This is a genomic window from Streptomyces sp. NPDC058701, from assembly GCF_042715295.1.
Taxonomy (GTDB): domain Bacteria; phylum Actinomycetota; class Actinomycetes; order Streptomycetales; family Streptomycetaceae; genus Streptomyces.
Genome location: NZ_JBHXSY010000005.1, coordinates 175,898 through 200,996, shown reverse-complemented (window position 1 = coordinate 200,996; position 25,099 = coordinate 175,898). Strand labels below are relative to the sequence as shown.

27 protein-coding genes and 1 pseudogene are annotated in these 25,099 nt (G+C 73.0%); 9 read left to right on the top strand and 19 right to left on the bottom strand.

Going from position 1 to position 25,099, the window contains the following annotated elements; all coding sequences use genetic code 11:
- Window positions 1-46 precede the first annotated feature (46 nt).
- Window positions 47-1,030 (top strand): ankyrin repeat domain-containing protein, encoded by a 984-nt coding sequence (locus ACFWW8_RS07295; RefSeq protein WP_386524815.1) that lies wholly within the window; start codon window positions 47-49, stop codon window positions 1,028-1,030.
- 154 nt (window positions 1,031-1,184) lie between these two features.
- On the opposite strand, the gene ACFWW8_RS07290 is transcribed toward ACFWW8_RS07295, so the two are convergent.
- The 8 genes and pseudogenes from ACFWW8_RS07290 to ACFWW8_RS07255 form a co-directional block, all read right to left on the bottom strand.
- Window positions 1,185-2,081 (bottom strand): LysR family transcriptional regulator, encoded by an 897-nt coding sequence (locus tag ACFWW8_RS07290; RefSeq protein ID WP_386524812.1) that lies wholly within the window; start codon window positions 2,079-2,081, stop codon window positions 1,185-1,187.
- A 96-nt stretch (window positions 2,082-2,177) separates the two neighbouring features.
- Window positions 2,178-2,564 (bottom strand): hypothetical protein, encoded by a 387-nt coding sequence (locus ACFWW8_RS07285; RefSeq protein WP_386524810.1) that lies wholly within the window; start codon window positions 2,562-2,564, stop codon window positions 2,178-2,180.
- Window positions 2,561-3,013, bottom strand: a complete 453-nt coding sequence (locus ACFWW8_RS07280) for an AMP-binding protein (RefSeq protein WP_386525109.1) — start codon at window positions 3,011-3,013, stop codon at window positions 2,561-2,563. The genes ACFWW8_RS07285 and ACFWW8_RS07280 overlap by 4 nt, the downstream gene beginning before the upstream one ends.
- 181 nt (window positions 3,014-3,194) lie before the next feature.
- Window positions 3,195-3,674, bottom strand: coding sequence for a cobalamin B12-binding domain-containing protein (locus ACFWW8_RS07275; RefSeq protein ID WP_386524808.1), 480 nt, complete (start codon window positions 3,672-3,674; stop codon window positions 3,195-3,197).
- 106 nt (window positions 3,675-3,780) lie between these two features.
- On the bottom strand, window positions 3,781-4,194 hold the full coding sequence (locus ACFWW8_RS07270) for a cupin domain-containing protein (protein WP_386524805.1): 414 nt from the start codon (window positions 4,192-4,194) through the stop codon (window positions 3,781-3,783).
- Window positions 4,187-5,701, bottom strand: a complete 1,515-nt coding sequence (locus ACFWW8_RS07265) for a vanadium-dependent haloperoxidase (RefSeq protein WP_386524802.1) — start codon at window positions 5,699-5,701, stop codon at window positions 4,187-4,189. The genes ACFWW8_RS07270 and ACFWW8_RS07265 overlap by 8 nt, the downstream gene beginning before the upstream one ends.
- 123 nt (window positions 5,702-5,824) lie before the next feature.
- Window positions 5,825-6,462, bottom strand: a pseudogene (locus ACFWW8_RS07260) (HD domain-containing protein).
- A gap of 71 nt (window positions 6,463-6,533) precedes the next feature.
- Window positions 6,534-6,977 carry an HPP family protein gene (locus tag ACFWW8_RS07255; RefSeq protein ID WP_386524800.1) on the bottom strand — a complete coding sequence of 148 codons (444 nt, stop codon included), beginning with the start codon at window positions 6,975-6,977 and terminating at the stop codon, window positions 6,534-6,536.
- A gap of 600 nt (window positions 6,978-7,577) precedes the next feature.
- Here ACFWW8_RS07255 and ACFWW8_RS07250 point away from each other — a divergent pair.
- Window positions 7,578-7,958, top strand: a complete 381-nt coding sequence (locus ACFWW8_RS07250) for a DUF6192 family protein (protein ID WP_386524797.1) — start codon at window positions 7,578-7,580, stop codon at window positions 7,956-7,958.
- On the opposite strand, the gene ACFWW8_RS07245 is transcribed toward ACFWW8_RS07250, so the two are convergent.
- A complete protein-coding gene (locus ACFWW8_RS07245) occupies window positions 7,863-8,159 on the bottom strand; it encodes a hypothetical protein (protein WP_386525134.1) in 297 nt (98 codons plus the stop codon). The two genes, ACFWW8_RS07250 and ACFWW8_RS07245, sit on opposite strands and share 96 nt — an antisense overlap.
- 59 nt (window positions 8,160-8,218) lie before the next feature.
- On the bottom strand, window positions 8,219-9,313 hold the full coding sequence (locus ACFWW8_RS07240; protein WP_386524794.1) for an NAD(P)/FAD-dependent oxidoreductase: 1,095 nt from the start codon (window positions 9,311-9,313) through the stop codon (window positions 8,219-8,221).
- A 290-nt stretch (window positions 9,314-9,603) separates the two neighbouring features.
- On the opposite strand from ACFWW8_RS07240, the gene ACFWW8_RS07235 reads away from it, so the two are divergent.
- On the top strand, window positions 9,604-10,107 hold the full coding sequence (locus ACFWW8_RS07235) for an NUDIX hydrolase (protein ID WP_386524791.1): 504 nt from the start codon (window positions 9,604-9,606) through the stop codon (window positions 10,105-10,107).
- Window positions 10,108-10,243: 136 nt separating this feature from the next.
- Here the strand turns inward: ACFWW8_RS07235 and ACFWW8_RS07230 are convergent, their stop codons facing one another.
- From ACFWW8_RS07230 to ACFWW8_RS07220, 3 genes are all read right to left on the bottom strand, one after another.
- Complete coding sequence (locus ACFWW8_RS07230) at window positions 10,244-12,226, bottom strand: MDR family MFS transporter (RefSeq protein WP_386525106.1); 1,983 nt, start codon at window positions 12,224-12,226, stop codon at window positions 10,244-10,246.
- 176 nt (window positions 12,227-12,402) lie between these two features.
- Window positions 12,403-13,758, bottom strand: coding sequence for a 6-phospho-beta-glucosidase (locus ACFWW8_RS07225; RefSeq protein WP_386525103.1), 1,356 nt, complete (start codon window positions 13,756-13,758; stop codon window positions 12,403-12,405).
- 119 nt (window positions 13,759-13,877) lie between these two features.
- Window positions 13,878-14,867 (bottom strand): helix-turn-helix domain-containing protein, encoded by a 990-nt coding sequence (locus ACFWW8_RS07220; RefSeq protein WP_386524788.1) that lies wholly within the window; start codon window positions 14,865-14,867, stop codon window positions 13,878-13,880.
- A 217-nt stretch (window positions 14,868-15,084) separates the two neighbouring features.
- On the opposite strand from ACFWW8_RS07220, the gene ACFWW8_RS07215 reads away from it, so the two are divergent.
- The 3 genes from ACFWW8_RS07215 (at window position 15,085) to ACFWW8_RS07205 (ending at window position 17,562) form a co-directional block, all read left to right on the top strand.
- The gene (locus ACFWW8_RS07215) at window positions 15,085-15,753 is read left to right on the top strand and encodes a helix-turn-helix domain-containing protein (protein ID WP_386524785.1); all 669 of its coding nucleotides are present in this window, start codon (window positions 15,085-15,087) and stop codon (window positions 15,751-15,753) included.
- Between the two features lie 64 nt (window positions 15,754-15,817).
- Window positions 15,818-16,375: a toxin-antitoxin system, toxin component gene (locus ACFWW8_RS07210; protein ID WP_386524782.1), complete on the top strand. Its 558-nt coding sequence runs from the start codon at window positions 15,818-15,820 to the stop codon at window positions 16,373-16,375.
- Window positions 16,372-17,562: an MAB_1171c family putative transporter gene (locus ACFWW8_RS07205; protein WP_386524779.1), complete on the top strand. Its 1,191-nt coding sequence runs from the start codon at window positions 16,372-16,374 to the stop codon at window positions 17,560-17,562. The genes ACFWW8_RS07210 and ACFWW8_RS07205 overlap by 4 nt, the downstream gene beginning before the upstream one ends.
- Before the next feature lie 76 nt (window positions 17,563-17,638).
- Here ACFWW8_RS07205 and ACFWW8_RS07200 read toward each other — a convergent pair whose 3' ends face one another.
- The 5 genes from ACFWW8_RS07200 to ACFWW8_RS07180 form a co-directional block, all read right to left on the bottom strand.
- Window positions 17,639-18,415 (bottom strand): hypothetical protein, encoded by a 777-nt coding sequence (locus ACFWW8_RS07200; protein ID WP_386524776.1) that lies wholly within the window; start codon window positions 18,413-18,415, stop codon window positions 17,639-17,641.
- A gap of 76 nt (window positions 18,416-18,491) precedes the next feature.
- Window positions 18,492-19,097: a hypothetical protein gene (locus ACFWW8_RS07195; protein ID WP_386524774.1), complete on the bottom strand. Its 606-nt coding sequence runs from the start codon at window positions 19,095-19,097 to the stop codon at window positions 18,492-18,494.
- 433 nt (window positions 19,098-19,530) lie between these two features.
- The gene (locus ACFWW8_RS07190; protein WP_386524771.1) at window positions 19,531-19,962 is read right to left on the bottom strand and encodes an STAS domain-containing protein; all 432 of its coding nucleotides are present in this window, start codon (window positions 19,960-19,962) and stop codon (window positions 19,531-19,533) included.
- Window positions 19,959-20,165, bottom strand: a complete 207-nt coding sequence (locus tag ACFWW8_RS07185; protein ID WP_386524768.1) for a hypothetical protein — start codon at window positions 20,163-20,165, stop codon at window positions 19,959-19,961. Before ACFWW8_RS07185 ends, ACFWW8_RS07190 begins: the two co-directional genes overlap by 4 nt.
- Window positions 20,162-21,748, bottom strand: coding sequence for a PP2C family protein-serine/threonine phosphatase (locus ACFWW8_RS07180; protein ID WP_386524765.1), 1,587 nt, complete (start codon window positions 21,746-21,748; stop codon window positions 20,162-20,164). The genes ACFWW8_RS07185 and ACFWW8_RS07180 overlap by 4 nt, the downstream gene beginning before the upstream one ends.
- A 558-nt stretch (window positions 21,749-22,306) precedes the next feature.
- On the opposite strand from ACFWW8_RS07180, the gene ACFWW8_RS07175 reads away from it, so the two are divergent.
- The 3 genes from ACFWW8_RS07175 to ACFWW8_RS07165 all read left to right on the top strand — a co-directional run bounded on the left by ACFWW8_RS07175 (window position 22,307) and on the right by ACFWW8_RS07165 (window position 23,707).
- Window positions 22,307-22,654, top strand: a complete 348-nt coding sequence (locus tag ACFWW8_RS07175) for an STAS domain-containing protein (RefSeq protein WP_386524764.1) — start codon at window positions 22,307-22,309, stop codon at window positions 22,652-22,654.
- A gap of 66 nt (window positions 22,655-22,720) precedes the next feature.
- Window positions 22,721-23,179, top strand: coding sequence for an ATP-binding protein (locus ACFWW8_RS07170; protein WP_386524762.1), 459 nt, complete (start codon window positions 22,721-22,723; stop codon window positions 23,177-23,179).
- Between the two features lie 105 nt (window positions 23,180-23,284).
- Window positions 23,285-23,707 carry a DUF6003 family protein gene (locus ACFWW8_RS07165; protein WP_386524759.1) on the top strand — a complete coding sequence of 141 codons (423 nt, stop codon included), beginning with the start codon at window positions 23,285-23,287 and terminating at the stop codon, window positions 23,705-23,707.
- A 59-nt stretch (window positions 23,708-23,766) separates the two neighbouring features.
- On the opposite strand, the gene ACFWW8_RS07160 is transcribed toward ACFWW8_RS07165, so the two are convergent.
- Window positions 23,767-24,696 carry a helix-turn-helix transcriptional regulator gene (locus ACFWW8_RS07160; protein ID WP_386524757.1) on the bottom strand — a complete coding sequence of 310 codons (930 nt, stop codon included), beginning with the start codon at window positions 24,694-24,696 and terminating at the stop codon, window positions 23,767-23,769.
- Window positions 24,697-25,099: the final 403 nt, after the last annotated feature.

The window sequence follows — 25,099 nt, the reverse complement described above, 5'->3', positions numbered from 1 at the left end:
CGTCTGTGAGGCTGCGCGTGCGGGGGCGTTGGCAGGAGCTGGCCGGATGCACCTACGAGGGGGATCAGTGACGGGTCGCAAGGGTGGCTGGGCGGGCATGGTCTGGGAGAGCTGGACGGACCACGACGGGGTGACGAGGCGCCTCGACGAGGGTGCCGATCCGGAGGTGTGGAGCGGAGGGCGGCCCCTGCACCGGGCGGCCTCCTGGGGGTCCCCGCGCGTGGTTACCGAGCTGGCTCGGCGGGTCGTGGACGTGGACGCGCTGGAGAACGGGACAACCGCCTTGTGGGAAGCCGTCTGGTCCGACCGGCCGGACAACGCGCGGGCCCTCGCCGCTGCCGGCGCGGATCCCTGGAAACCCCTGATCGGGGGCTGGCCACCGGGGCGTCTCAGCCTGGCCGGACCGACGCCCGGCCTGTTCGAGGCGCCTGAAGGAATGCGCGGCTTGAGTCTGGTGGAACGAACGGCCGCACGGACGGGGGCACGACTCGTCGCCGCGCTGGCAGACCTCCACTACGAGGGGACGGGTCTTGCATGCGTGGCCGGAATCGATGCCGAAGAAGCGATACGCCGCCTGGAGGCAGCCCCGGCGGACGGCGAAGAACTGCAGCGACTACGTGAAGAGCCCTGGGCGTACGACTTCGACGCGAACCTACAGATCGTGGGCGTGACCACCGTGAGGGGTGGTTGCGTCGTCACCCAACCGTGGGGTTACGCGCCGTCGATGCCAGGTGTCTTGACCCGCCTATCAGCTGGGACGGTCTGCTACGGGCTCTACGCCAACCCCAAGAGCGGCAATCAGGGCAGGGTCGCCCGGGACGGCAGCCTCGAAGCCTCGGACCTCCACCCGGGCGGCTGGCCAGACCCCGGCGACAGTCCCGAGGAAGTCCTGGCCTCGTACCTCTGCCGGCACAACGCAGCGGCCTACTCGTGCGGCTTCGCCGGACTGAGGCTGACCGATGCACGCGCCATAGCGGGGCCGCCGGATGTATGGGTCGAACTGCCGCAGCGTGACTATGGGGAACGATGACGCCGAGACCGACACCACCCGTTCGCAGTCGGCCGTCAGGTGCCCCGGTGCCGGGAACTCGGTACCGAGTGAAGGTCCTCGGAGCGCGGTCACAAGAGCCGTTACGGCCCCCGCCCGGCCGGCGCCCGGCGGGCCGGGCGGGGGACGCGGCCGCTCAGGCCCACACCTGGGCGCTGCGGAGGAGCCGGCTGTGGACCTGGGAGAGGCGGTAGTCGGCCAGGGTTCCGGACTGGACCACCAGGTAGAGGGTGTTGATGGGGGGGAGTTCCGGTTCCATGAGGGTGACCAGGGCTCCCGAGGAGAGGGCGGCGGAGCACAGACAGCGGGGCAGGACGGAAATGCCCGCCGAAGAGATGACCGCGGACATGACGGCGCGCAGGTCCGGTACGACGACGCTGGGAGCGGTCGTCGGCGTGGCGTCGAAGACGTCCTTCCAGTACTGCCGGATCAGCGGAAGCGTTTCGGCGTACGCGATGAGCGGGGCCTTGGCGACGAGGTCCACGTCCTCCTCGGTCACCCCGTGCGGGAACATCTCCTGTGCCATCGAGGGCGAGGCGGCGAGGATGAGTTCCTCGTCGGCCAGGGGCGTCGCCTCCAGACCGCGTCTGCGCGGCCGGATCGTGGAGACGACCAGGTCGAGGAAGCCCTCGGAGAGGCGGTCGAGGAGTTCGTAGCTGACTCCGACCGACGTCTTGATGTCCATTCCGCCCATGACGAGCCGGGATAACGCCGGCATGAGCCGGGCGGCGGCCAGTTCCGGTGTCGCTCCGATCCGTAACGGGCGGTTCTCCTCCCCGTCGCCGAAGTGGCGGCCGATGGCGATGCTCAGATTCTTCAGTGAGTCCTGTACGTCCTTGGCGAGGACGGTCGCGCTGGGTGTGGGCACGACCCCTCGCGGGTTGCGCTCGAAGAGCGGAAGGCCGAATTCCAACTCCAGTCCACGGACCTGCTGGGTCACGGTGGGCTGGGTGATCCCCAGCTGGCGGGCCGCCTTGGTGAACGACCCCGTGTGGTAAACGGCCATGAAGGTTTGGAGCCACAGCAGTTGCATAGAAGGCCACCCCCCGGTCGGCCCTTACGCATGGCGCGCCCTGCGGCGTGTTCCATGCTCTCTGCACCCAACCGCCGGTAACCGGCGGTTATTCCGTCACGCGGGACGGAATTCCTCACCGCCCAGGGTCCGCGCCGCGCGCAGCGCGCTGCGCTGGATCTTCCCGGAGGCGGTCATGGGGAGTTCCTCGGCGAATTCGATGACGCGGATCGACTTCTCCTCGGGGAGGTCGCGCTCGGCGTGGCTCAGCAGTTGCAGGGCGGTCGCCCGCGTCGCTTCCCGGCCGGGGGCCGTGGTGATGAAGGCCTTGGGGATCCACATGCCGATGGGGTCGGGGACCGGCACGACGGCGGCCTGCTTGACCGCCGGATGGCGCAACAGGACCGCCTCCAGCTCCAGCGGGGCGATGCGGTGGTCGAACGACTGGAACATGTCGTCGCTGCGGCCCGCGTAGCACAGGGCGCCGGTCTCGTCCTGGGTCACGAGGTCGCCCGTGTGGTAGCGGCCTCCGGCGAAGACCGCTGCGGTCTCGGCCCCGTCGCCGAGGTAGCCGCTGAGCAGGCCGGCCGGTTGGCGAGGTCCAGGCAGAGTTCGCCCGGTACGCCGGGCGGGGCCGGGGTGCCGCTGCCCGACTGGGCGACGATGACCTCGTAGCCGGGCATCGGCCGCCCCATGCTTCCCGGGCGGGGCCTGCACCCGGGGGGATTGCCGATCTGGCAGGTCGTCTCCGTCTGCCCGTAGCCGTCGCGCAGCAGGACGCCCCAGGAGGACTCGACCCGGTCCATCAGCGCGGCCTCCAGCGGCTCCCCCGCCGAGGTGGCCTCGCGCAGGGCCTGCGGCCGCTGCCCCAGGCCCGCGGCCACCATTCCGCGCCAGACGGTGGGCGGTGCGCAAAAGGTGGTGACGCCGCGTGTGCGCAGGGCGTCGAGGATGTCGCAGGGGCCGGCCTGCGGCGAGGACAGGACTCGGCGACGAGGCCCCGGCGCATCTCGGCCACGGTCGGCATGCCCATGCGGGGCTGGACGACGAGACGGCCCTGCCGCGCGGCGGTCCGGATCGCGGAGCCGAACCGTACCCGCGGGAAGGCGGGCGGTTCCGTGGGAGGGACGGTGCTCACGCCACGGGCTCCAGGGCCGCGGGCGCCCCGGTCGTGGCGAGGTAGTCGCGGAAGCCGCCGATGCCCTCGCCGTCCTCGAAGACCGCGTCGAATCCGGCGTCCATCAGCGCGGCGCCGAAGCCTTCGCCCTCGCTTCCGCGCGTGGCGAGTTTGCCGCCGGTCACGACGGGCAGCCGGGACACCGAATCGGTGCCGCGCAGGCGGGAGATCGGGCGCCTGCCGTCGAGGAATCCGTGGCCGTTGACGCTGCTGATGACGGCCACGTCCGGCTGGACGCGTTCACATTCCGCGATGAGCAGCTCGTCAGGCACGCAGGCGCCGACGTTGGCCACGTCGTGGCCCGTCTCCTCCAGCAGGATCTGCAGGAAGACGAGGTTCCACGTGTGGGAGTCCGATGAGGTGCTGGAGACCAGAACGCGTCTCTTCCGCCCTGTGGTGGTGGTGGCGGCATCCTGTGCGGGCCCGTCCAGAGTCATGTGTGTCACTTCCCAGGGAAGCCGTGATGCCGTGTCCGGTCGATGGGGCGTGCCCCGGGCGGTAGGACGCCCGGAGCACGCCGTTCCTCAGGCGGTGCGTACGGGGTCAGGACGCGACGGAGACGACCTCGCGGATGGGCTTCTTCGGCGCGCGGGCCTCGGCCGGGCGGGTGCGGATCGCCAGGACCGTGCAGCCCGAAGCGCTCGACATCTGGTGCTCGGTGCCGGGGCCTTCCACGACGAGGTCGCCCTTGACGAAGGAGGTGCCGTCGCTGTGGTCGAGCTGACCGTCCAGGACGAGCATCAGCTCGTATCCGGTGTGCTCGTGGAAGTCGCCGTGGGCGGTCGGCGGGAAGCGCAGGATCAGGCCCACGGAGTCCTCACCGGTTTCCGCGTCGGGGGCCCACAGGACATGGTGCTCGACTCCGGCCCGGCCGGGCTCGGCCCAGGTGGACCATTCGATGTCCTGCAGCTCGAACCCGCTGCGGAACACGTTCTTGATGTACTCGATCTCAGCCACCGGCTGTCTCCTGGTGCGTTCCGTTGATGTAGTGCTGGGTCTTGGCCCAGACGTCGCGGGCCAGCTCGCGGCCCTGTTCGTCGGCCACGGTGTGGTCGAACTCCCAGTGCACGCCGCCCCACAGGCGGGACTCGCCGACCTCCTGCGCGGCCTCGCTGAAGGTGTTCCACTTCAGGCCGACGTCCTGGGCGGGAGCCGCCGTCTCGATCTTGGAGCTGCCGGCCTTGATCGTCCCGGTGGCGCCGTAGCGGTCGGAGCCGGTGAACTGCTTCAGGGTCTCGGCTCCGGCGGCGGTGAAACCGCTGTGGCCCGATCCGTACGCGGCGAAGGCGGGCGTGTTCAGGTAGGGGCGCCACTGGGAGCCGTCGATGGTCTGGGTTCCCTTGCCGGGGCCGGCGTAGCCCCGGATCTGCTCGCCGGCCTTGGCGTAGCGGATCATCGTGATCGGGCGGGCGTAGTCGTAGTCGACCTTGGTCTTCCAGTCGACGACCCCCTCGTCGCCCTGCGCGAGGTTCAGCGCGAAGTACATCTTCACGTCCTCGTCGAGGGAGTGGCGGTCGCGCTTGGAGACGAAGGCCGCCCACTCCTGCGGTATCGAGGAGGAGCTGCTGCCCCGGTACTGCCAGTGCTCGGCGATGGCCTTCTGGCGTTCGGTGAGGTTCGCGTTGCGCTGGATCTGCGCGTCGATGGCCGCGTTCGCCTCGGGGGTGCCGTACTTGGGGGGCGCGGGCGGGATATACGCGGCCGGGTCCTCGATCGCGAACGGCTTGACCGTCGCGAACTGCGGAGTGATGAACGTGTGGGTCGAGCCGCCGACCGTCAGGGGGGCCCAGCGGTCCGGAGCGACCAGGGCCGCCTTGTCGAAGGTGTTGACGTCCTGCGGCGGGTTGACCGGCTCGTAGTAACCCTCGGGGGTGGCGTACGCCGGTTCCGCCTGCTGCCGGGATCCGTCCTCGTGGCGCACCGTGAGGAGCGCGTCGGTCGCCGTGGCCGCCACGGAAGCGGGCGAACCCGGCTTCGGGGCGCGGGACTTGGCCTCCGTCGGGTCGTAGCCCTGGGCACGCAGCTGCTCGTCGAACGAGGCGTGCTGGAGGGGGAAGAGGTCGCTCAGCGCGCGGTGGGCGGCGAAGCTGACCGCCTTGCGCTTGTTGGCCTCGGTGCGCTCCGCCCGGGGGCGGCGCAGTTCCCCACCGCGCTGGGTGCCCACGGCCCGGTGGTCGTAGGCGGCCCACGTGTCGAAGATCGCGGTGTGGACGACGGCGAAGGTGCGGGCGCCGACCGGGGGCGGAGTGGGGTGCGGCGAGCCCTGGTTGTTCACGTTCAGGGCGGTGGCGATCTGCCGGTTCCATATCAGGACCGCGTTGTCGCCGCCGCGGCCGTCGAAGGAGGCGTCGGGTGGGCCCGCGTAGGACGGTGAGGTGAGGGTGGTGGCGAGCAGGGCGGCCGCGATGGCCGAGGAGACGCCCCAGCCCGTTCTGCGGGAAAGAGTGGCGTGGCGAGTTGCCATGGTTCTCGTACATCCCTTGGGGAGAGTAGGTACGGATGTCATGCGGAATTCATGCGGGGCCTACGGGCCTTTCGGCGGCTTCGCTCGCTAAGGCTTCGGGCTTCGGGCTCCGGGCTCCGGGCTTCAGTTCGCCCAGGGGGATTTCTCGATGATGTCCACGAAGTTGGGGCGGACGTAGCCCTCGGTGAGGCGCTCCAGCACATCGGCCTTGATGTTGCCGAAGGTGGTGGCCGGGCGGCGGGTGATGCCGTCGTTGAACGCCTGGACGATGTTCCGCTTGAAGTCGGGGCGGGGGTGCTCCGCCACGACCGCGGCACGGACCTCGTCGGTCACGTCGTGGTAGCCGATGCCCAGTACGTCGAGTTCGACTCCGGCGGTGACCAGGGCGATCTCGGGGGCCATCCGGGTGGGGATCTCGGGGTGGTGTGCAGGGCGATCGCCTCCCACACCACCCGGGCCCGGTCCTCCTCGATGCCGTTGGCCAGGAGGAACGTGCGCGCCTCGTCGGCTCCGTCGATCTCGAAGCGCTGGTCGTTGTCGCGGTAGGGCTCGGTCAGGCCGAGGTCGTGGAACATGGCGCCGACGTAGAGCAGCTCGGCGTCGAAGGCGAGGTTGCGGTTGCGTCCCTGGAGGGAGCCCCAGAGGAAGACGCGCCGCGAGTGGTGGTAGATCAGGTCGTCGGTCGCCTCACGGATCAGCTCGGTGGCCTCCTTGGCGAGCCGGCTGTCCGGGATCTCGACGTCTGCGATACGAAGGGACATCGTCGACTACCTCTTGACTGGTTGTAAGGGGATGGGAAGGGAAGCGGTGGGACGGGACCGGGAGGTGCCTGCTACCACCAGTAGGCGGGGTACGCGGGCCCCGGGCGCAGCCGTGCGGCGAGGACGCCCACGAGGACCAACAGGGCCGACGCGAGGGCGAGCAGCGGCAGGTGGAGGAAGACGTCCGGCCCCGTGAGTGCCACGATCACGGCGGTCGCCGCCGCCGGAGAGTGTGGGGTTCGGGCGGCGATCACGGCACCGAGGGCGAGGCCGCCGACGACGGCCGCCGCCCAGAGCGAGCTCCCGGCGACCGCGTGTACGGCGAACCCCACGCAGGCGGACAACAGCTGACCGCCGATCACGCTGCGCGGCTGTGCCGGCGGCAGGGCGGGTGCGCCGTAGACGAGGGCAGCGCTCGCCGCGAGGGGCGGTATGAGCAGGGCCTGTCCCATGAGGAATCCGAGGCCGACCAGGGCGACCAGCCCCGCCACCGCCGCGGCGGTGGCGGCTGCCACCGAGGCCCACGGCGGCCGGGGCGGGAGGCTTGCCGGACAGAGCCGTCCGGTCCGCCGCTGTCGCGGTCTGGGTACTGGGCACGCTGATGACACCTCTCCCGTTTCTCGCTGGAAATGGCATGCGGAATACCGGATTCGGGTGGTTGAACGGACCGACCCGGCAGCCTCGGCCGTGATTAGGCGACCGGACCACAAGGTCCCGTCGGCTCCGGCTGTTCCGCTCCTCGAAGCTAGATCGAAAAACTGGGGGTGGGCAAATAGGTAACCCGATGGGGGGCATAGATTTTTCGGCCAGAGACTTTTCCGCGGGGCCCTGCGCTTGTCCCGATGGATCGTTCCGCTTATCCGTCACACGGCCGAAAGCTGTTCTTCTCGGCGGGGACTCGCCTTACGCATACGCCCCATGGACGACCCTGAAAACGACGACAAGGCCAGGACCTACTGCCTGAGGTCGTGGAGCCGGGCGGCCGCTCCGCGGAGCTGGCGGATCGGTTGCCGATCCTCTTCGCGGGCGCGACGGCGGTGGCTGGCTCGCCGGCCGGGCCCCAGCCGGCGCGGCGGGCGCGGGAGATGGCGGACGCGCTGTGCAGGCGGTGAGCGGTGCCCCCGGGTACACGGATCGGCGCTGCGGCCGGACTTCGCCTTACGGGCGGTGTCGGACGACACCGCCCGTCGCCAGGTCGATCATGGTCAGGTCGAGCGGGACCGGCAGGCCGCGAGGCCTTCGAGCGCACGCGTCCGCTCGCGCCGGCGGTGGGGCGGATCGAGCGCTCGGTGGAGTTCCTGGAGCTGATCAGCGCCTGCCACGCGTTGGTCGCGGCCTCCGGGCAGGTTGTTCCGGGGATGCGCGGACCGGCAACTCGGCGACGACGAGGAGGCGATCATTCACGAGCACGCCGACCGGGGCCTCGTACGCTTCGTGAACTGCTCGGCGGTCATGGAGAGCACAGGATCAGCCGCCCTGTTGTCCCACAGCGTTGATACAGCAGCGGTCTCAGCCTCAACCAGCCGGCGCGTGGGCGGACGCTCCTCGAACCAGTTCGGCTCGTGGCGCTCGCGGGCCCCGAGCCGGAGCATCTCCGAGGACACGTCGGGCAGTTCGTTCCCCAGGACGTTGCGTGCGGCGCCGATCGGGCACACCGCCAGAGCCTGCGCGAGCCGAAGGTGGCTGGAACCCGTCACGGTGGTCCGACGTCGGTTCGTACGTCCGCCCCGGTCCGGGGCCGCCGGACTCCGGCTGCCTACCCGTCTCCGCCCGCCCGGCCGGCCTTCACAGCCCGGCGCCCCTCCAGCGCCCGGCGGGTCTGCGCCTCGACCAGGTCGGTGTTGATGGCCACCGCCGCGCGCACGCCCTGGGCGGCCGCTCCCGCGAGCTTCTCCATCGGAGCGGCGACGTTGCCCGCCAGCCATACCCCCGCCAGGGCAGTGGCCCCCGTGGCCGGATCGGAGTCGACAGCGGTTCCGATCACCCGCCCGTCGCGCGCCACCGGGTGCGCGGCCAGCCCCAGGCTGCTCAGGACACCGGACCGCACGGCGAACCGCGGTGCCACCACGAGCGCGCGGCACGCGACCGAGCCCCCGCCGGCCAGCGTCACGCCGGCCAGCCGGTCGTCGTCGACGACGACTCCGGTCACCTCGCCTTCGACGATTTCGACGCCCCGTGCGGCCAGCAGTTCCCGGTCCTCGGCGGTCGGCGCGCCGGTGTGCGCGAGCAGGGTGATCCGTTCGCTCCACTGCCGCCAGAGCAGCGCCTGGTGTACCGCCGACGGCCCGTCCGCCAGCACCGCGAGCGCCTCGTCCCGGAACTCCCAGCCGTGGCAGTACGGGCAGTGCAGCACGTCCCGCCCCCAGCGCGCCCCGAGGCCCGGTACGGCCGGAAGCTCGTCCGCCAGGCCGGTGGCGACCAGCAGCCTCCCGGCGCGGACCGTGGAGCCGTCCCCACAGCGGACCAGGAAGCCCCCGTCGGGCAGGCGGTCGGCCGCGACGGCCGTGGCCGAACGGATCCGGCCGCCGTAGCCGGTCACCTCCGCCCTCCCCCGGGCGAGCAGCCCGGCGGGGCTCGCACCGTCGTGCCCGAGGTAACCGTGCAGGTGGGCGGCGCGCTGGTTGCGGGGGCTGCCCGAGTCGAGGACCAGCACCGAGCGGCGCGCGCGGACGAGCGTGAGCGCCCCGGCGAGGCCGGCGGTCCCACCGCCCACGACGATCACTTCGTACTGCTCGATCCGGTCAGTCTGCTCGTACGGTCCGGGCTGATCGGGCTGATCGGGCTGATCGGGCTGCCGGGACTGCCCGGTGCCGGGGGCCCGGTCCTTCGGCTCGACGTGTTCTTCGTCCATGCCGTGAGACTGCGCCGACACGCGCCCACTTGACAAATGATGTTGCCGATGCGGCAAATGGAACCATGGCCACCGAAGAGCAGGACCGGGAGCTCGCGGGCCCTCTCCACGCTCTCCCGGCTGCAGTCCGGCGGACGACGGCCCACCCTGGACCTGCCGCTCCCGCTCGCGCGGGCGGACGCGTGGCGCTCGACGGGTCCGCAGCCCGCCGAGTTGCTGAGCCCGTTCGGTCCGCAGGGCGGGCGGATGCACGTCGGGGCCAGGCCCACCACCCCGACGGAAGGACGCCCATGAGCACCGCCGACGAGCATCCCGCACGCCCCGAGCGCGCCGCCCCGCGGCCCAACGCCGTCGTCGGCGTCGGGCTGGTCGTGATCGCCGCGGACGGCCGGGTGCTGCTCGGCCAGGCGCACGACGGACGCTGGGAGCTGCCGGGCGGCAAGGTCGACCCCGGGGAGGGCTTCGAGCAGGCCGCCGCCCGGGAGCTGGCCGAGGAGACGGACCTGCGCGTGGCCCCCGAGGGGGTGCGCGTGCTCGCGGTCCGGATCGACGACGCGACCGGCACGACCCGGCTGACGGCCGCCGCCGTCACCACGACGGCTCGGGGCGTCCCGGCCGTCACCGAGCCCGACAAGATCGTCCGTTGGCGGTGGTTCGCGCCCGCCGAGATCCCGACCGCTCTCTACGCCCCGTCGGCGGCCGTCCTGCGCACCTGGCGGCCGGAGCTGACGGGGCCGTCGTCCGTACCCGCGTACGACTATCCGCTTCGGGCGCAGACCCCGGGCCAGGCCTGAACCAGGGGCCCGGCAGGACCAGGGGCCCGGCAGGACCAGGGGCCCGGCCCCGGCCCCGAATCCCCGGGCCCCGGGCCCCGGGCCTTGAGCCTTGAGCCTTGAGCCCTGAGTTTTGAGCACCTGGCCCCGCCCGCCGCTACCCCCGCAGCGCCGCCCTCGGCGCGAAGTTCCCGTCCCCCAGGTCCTCGGCCAGCAGCCGCTTCGCGATCGCGTCCGCCGCCACCCGCAGCTCCGCGCTCCGCGGCCGTCCCCGGTCCTTCTCCAGCTGGTCGCCGAGCCAGGCCGCCCACGCCGCGGAGATGACGTCGGCCTCGCGCCCGCCGGCCGGGGTGAGCGTGAAGAAGGATCCCTCCCGGCTGAGGAAGCCCTCCTCGGTCATCCGGTCGAAGACCGGGAGCAGCACCTCCGGGGGCAGCGACCGACGGCCCGCCATCAGTCCGAGGCTGGCGTACCCGACCGTCCGGGTCATCAGGTCGACCTGCATGACCGCCCACGCGCCCGCCATGTCGAGCCGGGTGTCGGAGGCGTGCACGATCCCGCGCGCCGTGTCCGGCCCCATGGTTCGTACGAGCTTGCCGACCGCCAGCTCCAGCAGCTTCGCGGAGTCCCCGGAGGCCGTGGCGGGCGAGGCGAAACCGTCGCCCATGTCGGTGGATCCGGCCCGGGCGCTGTCGCGCAGGTGCACCTGCTTGAGGAAGAGGGCCACGACGAACCCGACCGCCGCCACCGGCACCGTCCACAGGAACACCGTCTGCAGGGACTCCGCGTACGCGCCGATGACCGGTGCGGCCGCCTCCGGGTCGAGGCCGTGCACGCCTTCCGGGCTCTGCGCGGCGGCGCCGAGCCGCGCGGGGTCGGTCCCGGTGGTGCGGGCCGCCTCCGCGACGGCCTTCTCCAGCGCGGGTTCCAGGGTGTTGGCGTAGATCGTGCCGAACACGGCGGTCCCGAAGGCGCTGCCGAGGGTGCGGAAGAAGGTGACGCCTGAGGTGGCGGTGCCGAGGTCGGCGTAGTCGACGGTGTTCTGCACGGCGATGGTGAGGACCTGCATCGACAGGCCGATGCCGACGCCGAGGACGAACATGTACGTCGATTCCAGCCAGATGCCGGTCTGCGGGCCCATCAGGGACAGCAGGTAGAGGCCGGCGCCCATGACCAGGCTGCCCACGATCGGGAAGACGCGGTACCGGCCGGTCTTGCTCACGACGTTGCCGCTGAAGACGGACGCGATCAGCAGGCCGATGACCAGGGGCAGGGTCCGTACGCCGGAGACGGTGGCCGAGTCGCCGTCCACGTACTGGAGGTACGTGGGGAGGAAGGTCATCGCGCCCAGCATCGCGAAGCCGACGACGAAGCTGAGCACCGAGCAGACCGAGAAGACGGGGTTGCGGAACAGCCGCATCGGCAGCATCGGTTCGGCCGCGCGGGTCTCGACCAGGCAGAACAGGGCGAGGGCGAGGGCGCCGCCCGCGAACAGCCCGATGATGACGGGTGAGCCCCAGGCGTACTCGTTCCCGCCCCAGCTGGTGGCGAGGATCAGGGCGCTGGAGCCGATCGCGACGAGCGCGATGCCCAGGTAGTCGATCACCGGCCGGCCGGCCGCGCGCACCGACGGGATGGTCTTGGCGGCCGCCACCACGACGAGGATCGCGATCGGGACGTTGACGTAGAAGCACCAGCGCCAGCTGAGGTGGTCGGTGAACAGCCCGCCGAGGAGCGGTCCGATCACGGTCGCGACGCCGAAGACGGCGCCGATCGCGCCCTGGTACTTGCCGCGTTCGCGCAGCGGGACCACGTCGGCGATCAGCGCCATGGACGTCACCATCAGCCCGCCGGCGCCGATGCCCTGCACGCCCCGCCACAGGATGAGCAGGGTCATGTTGCTCGCGAACCCGCACAGGAAGGACCCGGTGATGAAGATGACCGCGGAGACCTGGAAGATCAGTTTCCGGCCGAAGAGGTCGCCGAACTTGCCGACCAGCACCGTCGCGACGGTCTCCGCGAGGAGGTAGGCGGTCACCACCCACGACATGTGGGCCGCGCCGCCGAGGTCCGCCACGATCGTGGGCAGGGCGGTGCCGACGATCGTCTGGTCGAGGGCCGCCAGCAGCACACCGAGCATGATCGTGCCGAAGATGACGTTGCGCCGCCTCCGGTCCAGCACGGGTGGCGCCGCGGCTTCGGCGGGGGCAGTGGTCACTCTCGCACTCTCACAGCGCCCCCGGGACCCCGCATGCGGCAAGCCGCCGTACGGGTGAGATGCGGCGGCGTCCCGTGCCGGGCCCCGCGCGGCGGGCCTCAGCGCAGGTAGGCCAGGCCCGGATGGACGGCGGCGTACCCGTCCAGGAGCCGCCGGGCCACCCCGACGGAGTCCACGAGGGGGTGCAGGGCGAAGGCCTTCACGGCGGCCGCCCGCGAACCGCTCGCCGCGGCCGCGAGGACCTCCCGCTCGACGGCCTTGACCGCGGTCACCAGGCCGACCGCGTGGAGTGGCAGCGGGGTGACGCCGACCGGGTGGGCGCCGTTCGCGTCGACCAGGCAGGGCACCTCGATGACGGCCTCGGCGTCCAGGACGGGCAGCGTGGAGCCGTTGCGGACGTTGAGGATGAGCGTGGCGCGCTCGTCGCGGGCGATGGCCCGCATCAGGGCGAGGGCGACCTTCTCGTAGCCGCCGGACTCCAGGTCGCGCTCGTCGCGCCCGCCGGCGCCGGCCGCCTCGCGGTTCTCGGCCATGTACGTGGCCTCGCGCTCGGCCCTGGTGCGGTCCCAGGCGGCGAGCGCCGTTCCGGCGGGCTGACCGGTCCGGCCCGCCTCGGCGTAGAAGCCGTGCTGCTGGTCGCGCAGGAAGGCGCCGCGGGTCCGTTCGGCCTCCTGGTAGGCCCGTACGGTGTCACGGTTGAAGTAGTAGTAGTGCAGGTACTCGTTGGGGACGGCGCCGAGGGAGCGCAGCCACTCGGCGCCGAAGAGCCGGCCCTCCTCGAAGGACTCCAGCGCCCCGGTGTCGGCCAGCAGCCGCGGCAGCTCGTCGCGTCCGGCGACCCGCAGCCCGCGCACCCAGCCGAGGTGGTTGAGGCCGACGTAGTCGATCCAGGCCTCCTGCGGGTCGGCGCCCAGCAGCCGGGCGAGCCGGCGGCCGAGGCCCACGGGCGAGTCGCAGATGCCGATGACCCGCTCGCCGAGCTCCTCGGCCATCGCCTCGGTGACCAGCCCCGCCGGGTTCGTGAAGTTGATGACCCACGCCTCGGGGGCGACGCGGGCGATCCTGCGGGCGATCCTGCGGGCCACCGGCACGGTCCGCAGGCCGTACGCGATCCCGCCCGCGCCCACCGTCTCCTGGCCCAGCACTCCCTCGGCCAGGGCGATCCGCTCGTCCGCGGCGCGTCCCTCCAGGCCTCCGACGCGGATGGCGGAGAAGACGAAGTCGGCGCCGCGCAGGGCCTCGTCGAGGTCGCGGGTGGCGGTGACGGCCGGGGCGTCCGGCACTCCGGCGGCCGCGGCCTGGTCGGCGAGGACGCGGGACATGGCGGTGAGCCGCCCGGGGTCGTCGTCGTAGAGCGTCACGCGGGTGACCCGGCCCTCCGCGTGGTCGCCGAGCAGGGCGCCGTAGACGAGCGGTACCCGGAACCCGCCTCCTCCGAGGATCGTCAGCCGCACGTCCGAACCGCCCTTCACCGTGGCCGGACCGCGCGCCGACCGGGGAGCGGCCGGTGCCACGATCCGTGGCATCCCCGCCGCGCGGACGCGCCGCGGGGACACCAGTCTGCCCGGGTTGGCTACTGCCCGAGCGACGGCACGGCGCGCAGGCGCGCGCCCTGCTGCTGCTGCGCGGGCCCGCTGCCTCGGACCGGACCGGCCGGCGCGCCCTGCGGGGCGGACAGGATCAGGGTGATCCGGGTCAGCCCCATCGCGTCGAGCATCCGGCTCGTTTCGGCCACCATCCGGCAGCGGACGAGACCCCGGCGGGGATCGGGGTGGCGCACGGTGCGCACCGCCCCGTCCTGTTCGGCGGCGTCCGCTCCGTGCGTGCTCAGCCAGTGCGGGACGCCGTACCGGTAGGCGGCCTCCATGAACGGGTCGCGGGCCACTTCCTGACGGATCCTGCGCAGCCCCTCGTCCTCCGGCGCCGCGGCGAGCGCGGTCGCGAACCGGGCCAACAGCGGCACGCACCAGGCCGGTTCGTGGTCCTCCAGGACGCCGGCGGCGTCCGGGTGGAACAGCACGAAGCGCAGGAAGTTGTCGTCCGGCAGCGCCGTCGGGTGCGGCCGGACGGTCTGGAACAGCTGGTCGAAGGCCGAGTTGGTGAGCGCGACGTCCCAGCGGTGGTCCACCAGGAAGCTGGGGTAGGGCACGGACTCCATGAGTGCGGCGTAGTCGCACAGGTAGTCGCGCTGCGCCGGATCCTCGGGGAGCCGGTTCTCCTCCGCGGCGCGCCACGTGGGCGGCGGGTCGCGGTCGACCATGACGCGGAAGAGCCAGAAGCACTGCCGCTCGCTCATCTCCAACGCCTCTGCCAGGGCGAGCAGTTTGCGGTCCGTCCACTCCTTGACCAGCCCGCGCTCCCAGTTCCCGTACGCACGGACGCTGATGCGCAGGCGTGCGGCGAGCTCCTCCTGGCTCAGGCCCAGTTCCTCGCGGCGCTGGCGCAAAATCTCCTTGCGTCGCTCCGACCGCACGGCGCCGCGTGCGGACTCCTCGCCCGCCAGGCGCTCCTCACCGGCTCGGGCGAGGCCATCGGACGGGCCCACCGCTGCGAGATGTAGCACCGAGAGCTCCCCCTCCTCACGGTCTGGATCTTCATTTCCGTGTGGCGATCCTGCTACCGACTTCATTCGAGTGTCAACTATCGTGGCAATTCCAGCCTTGCGACAGCTCATTCCCGCCACAGCTGTGGCACGTTCTAGCCCTTCGGGGCGAGAACGGATAGATTCCAGAAGCCGACCATGTGCCCGAACCGACTTCCGCGATCTAGGAGAACCACTGGTGACAGACGGCTTCCCGGCTCCCGTCGCGGTGGCCCACGCACCCCTGGCCGCCACCGTCACACGCGTTGCCGAACTCGCGGGCAAAATGGGCCGCGACGCGAACCAGGTATTCGACCTGCGCCGGCTCTCCGAAGCGTCCGGCGTACCGGCCGACGTGATCCGGACCCTGCTCGACGGCAGGCCCGCCGGCGAACCCGACCTGCAGACCCGCTTCCTCCAGCGCCTCGACCTCCTGCGGCGCACCCGGGTCAAACCCAACGGCCGCCGCTACACCCAGCAGGAGATCGCCGACGGCGCCGGCATGTCCCGGCAGCAGGCCGGCGCCCTGATCAACGGCGACCGCCGCCCCACGATGGAGCACTGCGACGCGATCCAGCGCTTCTTCGGGGTGCACGCCGGATTCCTCACCGCGCACGACGCGGACGCCCTCACCGATGCCCTCCAGCGCACCGAACAGCAGCTGCTCCAGGACTTCGCGGGGCGCGCGCGGGAAACATCACCCGCCGCGGCCGCTTCGGCAGGCGATCCGCTGGCAAGACTCCTCCAGAACCACGGCGTGCGGGGCATCGCCTGGCGCGCCGCCCAACTGCCCAGCGACAAGCACCGGGACAAGGTGACCGAATGGCTGGACATGCTCCTCGAAAGCGTCAAACCGAATGAATCGTGACCCAGTCGAAAGTCTGGGTCTGATCCTTGAGTCCTGATCCGGATCCGCGCCGACGGGGAGAACGGTGAGCATAGGCAGAGAGCAGCGGCGGCTGTGCGGGGAGCTGGTGGCCGGCATCCGGCTCACCGCCCCCGTGGAACCCGTGGACCTCTACGCCGCCCTCTGCGAGGGCATGAGCAAACACCGCGGCCGCCGGGTGGACTTCCGGATGGCCTCGTTCCCGCCGGGGACGGCCAGCGGCCTGTGGCTCGACATGGCGGACCGCGATCTCGTGGTCATCGAGGAACGCACCGCCCCCGACCACCAGCTGGTCATCCTGGGCCACGAGCTGTGGCACATGAAGGCCGGCCATTGCAGCCACCACGTCGACGGCGCCGCCGTCGCCGCCCGGCTGCTGTCCGACGAGGCGGACATCGGCGAAACCGTTCGCCGCGTCGCGGCGCGTACGCGCGCCGATGTCCAGGAGGAGACCGAGGCGGAGACCTTCGGCTTACTGTTGGGCAGCAGGTGCCGGACCTGGCTGGCCGGTTCGGCGGGCCATCGGGCCCCGGCACAGCGTGACCAGTTGGCGGGCCGCATCGAGGCCTCGCTCGGATACCGGGGGCACAGGAACGACCGTTGAACGGCCAGGACTACTACATACCGGCAGCCGCGATGGCGATCGCACTCGCCTTCAAACTGCCCGCTCTGCGGCACAACTGGCGCGACCCGCTCCTGCGTTCGGTCTGTGCCCTGCTGACCCTCGCCGGCGCGGTCTTCACCTTCGCCGCCCCGCCGACCATCGAGGCGGTCAACCGCTGGACCGGGATCACCAACGTCTCGGCCCCGCTCGTGTACTGCCTGATCACCGCCTTCAGCGCCTCCTGCCTGGTCCTGGTCGTCAACTGGCGGGGCGGGCCGCCCGAGCGCACCCGGCGGGTCTCGCGGCGCTGGATCATCGGCTACAGCACCGTCGTCGTGGCCCTGATCTTGCTGTTCGCCCTCGGGGACGCCCCGGTCGAGCGGCTGCGGGACTTCGACACGTACTACGCCAACACCCCGTACATGCGGCAGATGATCGCGCTGTACCTGTTGGCGCACCACGTCGCCGCGGTCGTGATGGTGGCCATGTGCTGGCGCTGGTCGCTCCAGGTGCGCGGCTGGCTGCGGGTCGGCCTGGTGATCATCGTGTCCGGCTACGTCTTCAACCTCACCTACGACGCCACGAAGATGTCGGCGGTCGTCGCCCGCTGGCTCGGCCACGACCTCGACGACCTGAGCACCTACGTCGCCCCGCCGCTCGCCGCCATCGGCGCGCTGATCAGCGCGCTGGGCTTCGTCGTCCCGCTGGTCTGCCAGCGGATGTCGGACAACTGGGAGACCTGGACGACGTACCGCAGGCTCGGCGCCCTCTGGCACGAGGTGCAGATCTCCGCACCCGACGGCACCCCCTCCGTCCGGATGTCGTGGTGGGCGGCGGCCGAACTGCGCGTGATCCAGCGCGAGTCGGACATCCACGACGGCTTCCTGAACCTGGGTCCGTACTTCGACCGGGACCTGCGCGACGACGCCTACGAGCGCGCCGCCGCGAACGGCGCCGACGAGGAGACCGCCCGCGCGGTCGCCGACGCCGCCATGGTCACCGCGGCCGTCCGGGCCCGGTCCGCCGACCCCGAGGGCAACGTGGTCACCGGAGCCGGCGAGGAGACGGTGCTCGACACCTCCGACGGGCCGCGCGACCTGCTGCGGATCTCCCACGCCCTGCGGCACTCGCCGGTGGTCCAGGCGGTCCGGCAGCGGACGGCGCAGCCCGCCGCCGGACCCGGCTGACGGGGGCGACCCGGGCCGGCGGGGCGCACCGGGTACTCCGGGTACTCCGGCGGGCAGCGGTTCAGCCCGTACCGGCTCAGCGGGCCGCGGCCACCGCCAGCGTCGGGAACAGCTCCTGGAAGGGCCCGGCGGAGTCGATCCCGTCCCGGCCGTAGGGGGCGTCGAAGCTCCACACCATGAACAGCAGGAACACGATCAGGGCGCTGAAGAGCCCGGCCAGCAGCAGTTCCCGCCCCGAGCGGCGGATCTGCAGCGTGAAGATCAGCCCCACCGTGACCACGCCTCCGACCAGCAGCCCGAACCACACCACGCCCGGGAGCGTGGACTCGTCGCTCTGGGCCCGCGAGTGCCGGGCGTCGTCGGCGGCGGCGATGTGGTCCAGCAGCGGCTGGTAGGCCTGCGCCTGGAGTTCGGTGGCCGGGCTCTGGTGGGTCAGGTCGCTGCGCAGCTTGCCGAGCAGCCGGGCGCCCTCCGTGGAGGCGCCCTCGCCCGACGCCAGCAGCGGCCAGTCCACCGCGACGGTGTGGGAGACGTACGCGTCCACCTCGCCGCGGATCCGGTCGCGCACCGGCGCCGGGTACACGTCGGCGCGCTGGGTCACCTCGTACAGCGACTGGGCCTCGCGGCGGACGCTGTCCTCGGCGGCGCCGCGCGCCTCCCAGACGCCCGCGATGGCGAGGCCGAGCACGATCGCGTAGACCACGCCCACCATCATCGTCATGTACTCGATGACGTCGGGGGTCTCGCTGGTGTCCTCGTCATCGGCGGCCCGGCGGTGCCGGATCGTGGTGATGGTGAGGACGACGGCGCAGACGAGCGCCATGGCGATGGCCAGGACCAGCCATTCGGACACGTGGATTCTCCCGGTGTGGATCGGTGGTTCAGCGGATCGGCGGACGGGTCGGCGGCGGAGGGCCGGCCGCGGCGGATCAGCCGCGGCCCTTCGACCGCGGCCGCAGGGCGGCGGCCGCGAGGACCGCCGGGGTCGTCACGACGACCATGAGCATCAGCGGGGACAGGCCGCCCGGACCGCGCCGCTCCAGGGCCACCGAGCGGTACGGGCGCACCCGGAAGGCGCTCACCCGTGCGACGGCGCCCGGCCGGAGCGGAGCGGATGCCACCGCCGGGACCGGCGCGGACACGGGCGCGGCGCCCGGTGCGGGTTCCGGCGGCTTCGCATCCGCGGCCGCGGCCTTCGGATACGGCTCCGGTGGGCTCTGCGCGTCCGGCGCGTCCGGTGGCACCGGCGGCGCCGCGGGGAGGTCGGCCCGCCCCGGGTGGTGCACGGTCGGCCGGCCGGCGCCGGGCACGGCGGCCCGTACCGGGGGCGTGGCGGAGGGCCGGGCCCCCGGGGGACGCACGGTGGGCCGGCCGGTGTGCGCGGGCCGCTCCGGGCGTTCCGGCGTGCCCGCGGGCACGCACAGGTCGACGCGGGCGCCCCGGCCGTGACCGTCGCCCGCGACCGCCACGTGGCCGTGCAGCGGGCAGAGGGCCGCCACCAGGCCGGCCCCGGCGAGGTACTGCCAAGCGGTCACCGCGTCCTCCCGATTCCGCAGCAGATGCAGGGTTACGGGTGAAGAAACGATCACGAACGCAGTTCGACACGCGGCAGACAGGTCGAGATCCCGTCTTCGAGGGTCCGCGGCCCGCCGCGGGCGGACGGCGGGCCGCGGCTCGCGGGGCCCGGAGGGGCGCGAAGCCCGGTCCTGGACGGTGCCGGGGCCTCCCTGCGGACAACCCGCCGGGGCGGTCGCCCGCGCCCCGAACCGGCGTCAGACGGCGGGGTCGTCCTGCCGGGGCACCGCGGCCGCCGCGATGCCGAGGCGCGGCGCGGCGAGCCCGGTGGCCGGCGCGAGACGGCTCCCGGACGTCATCGAGTCGGTCCCGTGCGCCCCGGGGGCCGCTACCGGCGTCTGCGCTCCCTCCGGGCCGGCGGCCGAGCCGACGGCGCGGGGCGCGTCGCCGGTGTCAGGCGCCGGTGTCCGGACAGCCGGAGCGGGCCGGTGTGGACTTCCGCGACGCGGCGGGCGATCCGTCCGTCGCACGGGCGCCGGACCGGCCCCCTGCCACGGGCCCGATGAGGTGGTCCAGCGTACCGGTGAGCCTCAGGAGCCGGTCCAGTCGCGCGGTCCGCTCGTCGAGGTGCAGGCCCACGCCCGCCGCGCCCGTGCACCGGCGGATCATCAGCAGCGTCGACAGCCCGGTGGAGTCGACGGCGGTCAGACCCGCGCAGTGCAGGCGCAGGTCGCGCAGTCGGGTCCGCTCGGCCAGGATCCGCGTGACGGCGTCCAGGAGGACGTCGGCGCAGTGGTGGTCGAGGTCGCCGCGCAGCTCGACGTGCACGGTGTCCTGCGTGTCGAGGTACGTCAGGCGGAGCGGACTCGGGGGCAAGCTGGTCATTCGGGGATTCCTGCGGCGGTGAGGGGTGCACTGGTCAGGCGGGCGGAGCCGGATCGGAGCATGCCGGCGGCGCGGGGGAAGTCCGCCAGCCCGCGGCCCAGCAGCGCCAGCGCGGGCGGGAGCGCCGGCGGGGACGCCCCGTGAGGACGCCGGCGGGCGATGACCGCCCGTGCGCCGGGGGCCGTGGTGTTCCGCGCCCTCACGCGGTGAACCTGCCCCGGGTGTGGCCGTTCACCGCACTGAGGTGGTGGGTGCGCGGGGCGGAGATCACCACGACGGCCATGTCGTCGTGGCGGCCGGTGCCGACCCACTGGGAGGCGAGCATCTGCACCCGCTCCACGACCGCTTCGGCGGGCATGCCGGCGCACTCCGACAGCGCCCGGCGCAGCCGGTCCTCGCCGAACATCGCCCCGCCCATCGGACCGCCGCGCGCCTCGGTGATCCCGTCGGTGTACAGGACGCAGCTCTCGCCCGGCGCGAGCGTCATCGCCACCGTGCCGGCGGTGATGTCGGGCAGCGCGCCCACCAGGGTGCCCTGGGTCCGGGCCTCCTCGACGCGGCCGTCCGAGCGCAGGATCAGCGGGGCGGGGTGGCCGGCGCTGGTCAGCCGCAGCCGTACTCCGTTGCCGTCGCGTGCCGCGGAGGCCAGGACCATGGTGGCGAAGCGGGCGTTGTGGGTGTTCAGGAGCGAGGTGTTGAGCAGGCTCAGGATCCGCTGGTGGTCGTCGGCCATGGGCAGCAGGGCGTGCAGGGTGTTGCGGATTTTCCCCGTCATCACCGCCGCCTCCAGGCCCTTGCCGCAGACGTCGCCGAGCACGACGAGGGAGGCTTCGCCCTCGACGGAAGCCGGGTGGACGTCGTAGAAGTCCCCGCCGATCCGCTCGTGGTCCTGCGAGGGCCGGTAGCCGCCCGCGTACTCCACCCCCGACACCTGCCGCAGCGCCGGGGGCAGCAGCTCGCGCATCAGCGTCTCGGTGAGGGCCGCCTGCTCGGCGTAGAGGCGGGCGGCCGACATCGCGGCACCGGCGCGGGCCGCGAAGAGCCGGGCGAAGACCTCCTCGGCCTGCGTGAACGCCTCCCCGCCGGCGGCGCGCAGCAGGACCAGGGCGCCCGCGGGCACGCCGTGGCCGGGCAGCGGCGTGACGACGATCGACCCCACCGGGCCGAAGCCCTCCGGGATCAGCCAGGCCGGAGCGGCGGCGGGATCGATCCATCGGGACGGGACCGGGGGGAACCCCTGAAGGGCTTCGCCCAGTCCCGGCACCTCCCCGGGGTCGACGGCGACGCGGGACAGCGAGGGCGCCCCGCCGCGCAGACAGGTGACGACCGGGAGCTCGCTGCCGCGCGAGGGGGCGATGACCAGGGCCGCGTCGGCGAGGTGTTCGGCCGCCATCTGTGCCGTGACGTCCATGCACGGGTCCAGGTTCAGCGAGGAGAGCAGCAGGTTGGACGCCCGGGTCAGGAACGCGGTGCGCTCCCGCTCCATCCGCAACGCGTCCCGGGCCAGCCGGTGGTCGGTGTCGTCCACCAGCCACCACGCGACCGTCCCGTCACCCCGCACCGTCGGATGCGCCTCGTACGACCGGTCACCGACCGGCCCCCGCACCGTCCGGTCCTCGTCGTCGGCCGCCTCCCGCTGACCGGGGAGCGTCCGGAGGCACCGCGCGTGCGCCGCGGACAACCAGGCGGGCACCGCGCCCGCGATCTCCGTACCGGGGCGGAGAGCGGGGAAGACCAGGCCGGCCGCCTCGTTGGCGGACACCAGGAGAGCCTGGGCGTCCGCCACGAGGACGGGGTACGGGGCCTCACTCCACGGACTCCCCGCCGCGGCGGGGGTGGGAACTGCCCGGGTGGAATTCACCAAACGTCGAAGGCCCGCTGCGCGAACCCCTCACCTCATCGCCTCGAAGGAAAAATCCTTGCCCTGCGGCAACCATCCCGCACGGGGCGCCCCGCTCGCAACCGAGCCCCCCTGAACGCCCCGTTCCGCACCGCGCGCGCACCGCCCGCGCCCGCCTCCTCCTCCGGCCGTGTGGCCGGGTCTCCGGCCGAGCCGCCGACCGCGTCGGCCCGTCGGCCTTACGGACCGCCGCACCGGGCCGGGCGGGCAGGCACGCGACCGCCCTGCGGGAGGCGGACCCGGCCTCCGGGTACGGCTTCGGGGACGGCCGGGACCAGGGGCGATACGGGGGGCGCGGCATCCGGCGGTGACATCACCCGGCCCGGGCCGCCACCGCGTTGACGCCCTTCGCGGGCGGTGCGTCCGGCGGCCGGACAGCTCGGTCCCCTGCCGGGAAACGCCCCGCCGGACCGCTCCCGGTCCGCGATGTAGGAAGATGTCGGGGTGATCGGAGACGAACCGGTGGTCACCACGACCACGTACGAAGGCACGACCGTCGTCCGCCTGCGGGGCGACCTCGACCAGGACAGCGCCCCCCTCCTCACCCGGGTCCTCACCGAGGCCGCGGCGAGCGGGGCCCCGCGCACGCTGGTCGACCTGTCCCGCACGCGCTTCGCCGACTCCTCCGTCCTTCACGCCCTGCTCAACGCCCACCAGGCCCACACCGCGAACGGAACGGCGCTCGTCCTGACCGGCCCGCTGCAGGTGGCGGTCCGCCGCCTGTTCGACGTCACCGGAACCGGAGCCGCGTTCAACATCGCGGACAACCTGGAGGACGCGATGACATGGTGACCCGCTTCCCGGCCGAACCGGTGCCCGGCGGCATGGACCACACGACCTGGGGCAGGCGATGACGGTATGAACCCGCCCACAGCAGCCGATGACACCCGCGGATCCCTCCGCGGCGGGGACCGCCCGTCCGCGGCCGCGCCGGCGACCGCCGCGGCACCACCGGTCACGGCGGCCGGTCCGGTCACGGCCGCCGCGGCCCGCGCGACGGTGGGCGAACTGCTGCGCCGCGCGGGTGTCGACCCGGACGGCGTCACGGCCGCGGACGCCCTGCTGGTCACGTCGGAGCTCGTCACGAACGCGATCCGCCACGGCGGCGGCATCACCGCCTTCCACGCCGAGATCGCGGACGGCGCCCTCCACCTGTCCGTCAGCGACGCGAACCCCCGCACCCCCGTGCCCCGCACCGGCAGCCCCGACCATCCGGGCGGCTACGGGTGGCCGCTGGTCCAGCGGCTCACCGAACGCATCGACATCAGCAGCCACTCCGGTGGCAAGACCATCAACACCACGCAGCGCCTGACCTGACCCGCGCGCCCGCCCCGTCCGGCCACGGCCCGGCGGTGGCGGTCGCCCCTCCTCCCGGGCACTAGCATCAGCCACCTCTGACGGCTGATTTGGAAGGCTTTCGCGATGGCCGATGACGCATACCTGTTCCTCCTACCCGACCGGCATCCGCGACGGGGGGCGGCCTTCGCCTCCGTCGGCACCCTGGAATGCGCCGAGTCGCCGGCGGTCCAGGGCTGGCTCCAGGCGCACGGGGTCGACGCGTCCTCCGAGCAGGTCCGGATCCTCCCCGCCGGATCGGAGGCGTTCGTCCCGACCGACGCCGAGCGCCTGCCGCTGCCCCTGAGCGAGGAGGAGGCCCTGCGGGTGGAGCAGGAGTGCGCGCCCCAGGCCGTCACGGACGTGGAGACCGAACTCCTGCAGTTCAGGGACACCACCCAGGACTGGGAGGGGCTCGTCCACCGGGCTCTGACGGCCGGCATCCAGGCGCCGCGGATCGTCCAGCTGACCGGCCTGGACCCGCAGGACATCGGCCGCCTGACCATGTGACCGCCGCCCCGCCCGCCCGCCTGCGGCCTGCGCGGGCGGGCGCGCGGGCGGGGCGGTGCCTACGTACGGCTGTCGCTGCGCACCGAGGGGTGGTCCGCGCCGGGCGCGGCGGAATCGGCGGACGCGCCGGCCGCCGCGCGCGCGAGGATGCGCAGGGCCGCTTCGGAAGGCGAACCGGCCTCCGCCGTGTAGGTGATCAGGCTCTGGTCGGGGTCGTCCGGGAGGTTCAGGCTCTCGTAGGCCAGGGTGAACTCGCCGACCAGCGGGTGGCGCAGATGGTAGCCGCCGTGGGTCGTCTCCCGGACCTCCTGCTCCTGCCACAGCCGGGAGAACTCCGGGCTGCGCTCGCCCAGTTCCGCGATGAGCGCCGCGAACCGCGGGTCGTGCGGGTGCCGTCCGAGGTCGAAGCGGAGGTACGCGACGAGGTCGCGCGCCTTGCGCTCCCAGTTCACGAACCGGCCGCGCACCTCGGGGTCCAGGAAGAGCAGCCAGGCCTTGTTGCGGCGCTCGGGCGGCAGCGCGCCGAAGTCCTTGACGAGGATGGCGAAGAGCGGGTTCCAGGCGAGGATGTCGGTCCGGCGGCCGACGACGACGGCGGGCGTCTCGGGCATCGACTCCAGGAGCCTGCGCAGCCCGGGCCGGACCTCCTGCGGCTCCTCCGGCGCCGGCCCCGCCGGCGCCTCCGTGCCGTCCCTGCCTCCCGCCGTGCGGACCAGGCGGGTCAGGTGCGCGGTCTCCGCGGCGTCCAGGCGCAGTGCGCAGGCGACGGCGCCCAGCACGGTGTCCGAGATGTTGCCGGCGCGCCCCTGCTCGAAGCGCGTGTAGTAGTCCACGCTCACGCCCGCGAGCTGGGCGAGTTCCTCCCGGCGCAGCCCCGGCACCCGGCGGCGGCCCCCGAAGGAGCGCAGGCCCGCGTCCTCGGGGCGGATCCGCCCGCGACGGGACCGCAGGAAGTCGCCGAGTTCTGCCCTGGGGCCTGTCTGGTTCATGCCTTCAATCCTAGGGTCGGACCCCGGTCACGGGCGATCAGGGACGATCACCGGCAGTGGCGGCCGAAGCGGAAGCGGAGGGGAGGCGGCCGTGCGGCAGCAGGCGGGCGGCGTCGCCGGCCGCCCGGGGACCCGAGGACCCGAGGACCCGAGGACCCGAGGACCCGCCCTCCAGGTTATGCCCCTTTCGTGCCGGTTCACTCGCCCGGCGCAGCCCGTCGCGCTGCACCTCCCCCTCCCGCCCCATGAGTCGGAGGGAGCACCCGGCGGACACCTCTCGCCGCGGTGACGGCGGCGGTCCGCCGGGCCCGCAGCCGGGCCCGGGTACGCCGGAGGGGGGGGGGCCGGGGCCCCCGCAGCCGCCGGCGCCGCCGCCCCCCCCGCGAGAGGACACAAAAAACAA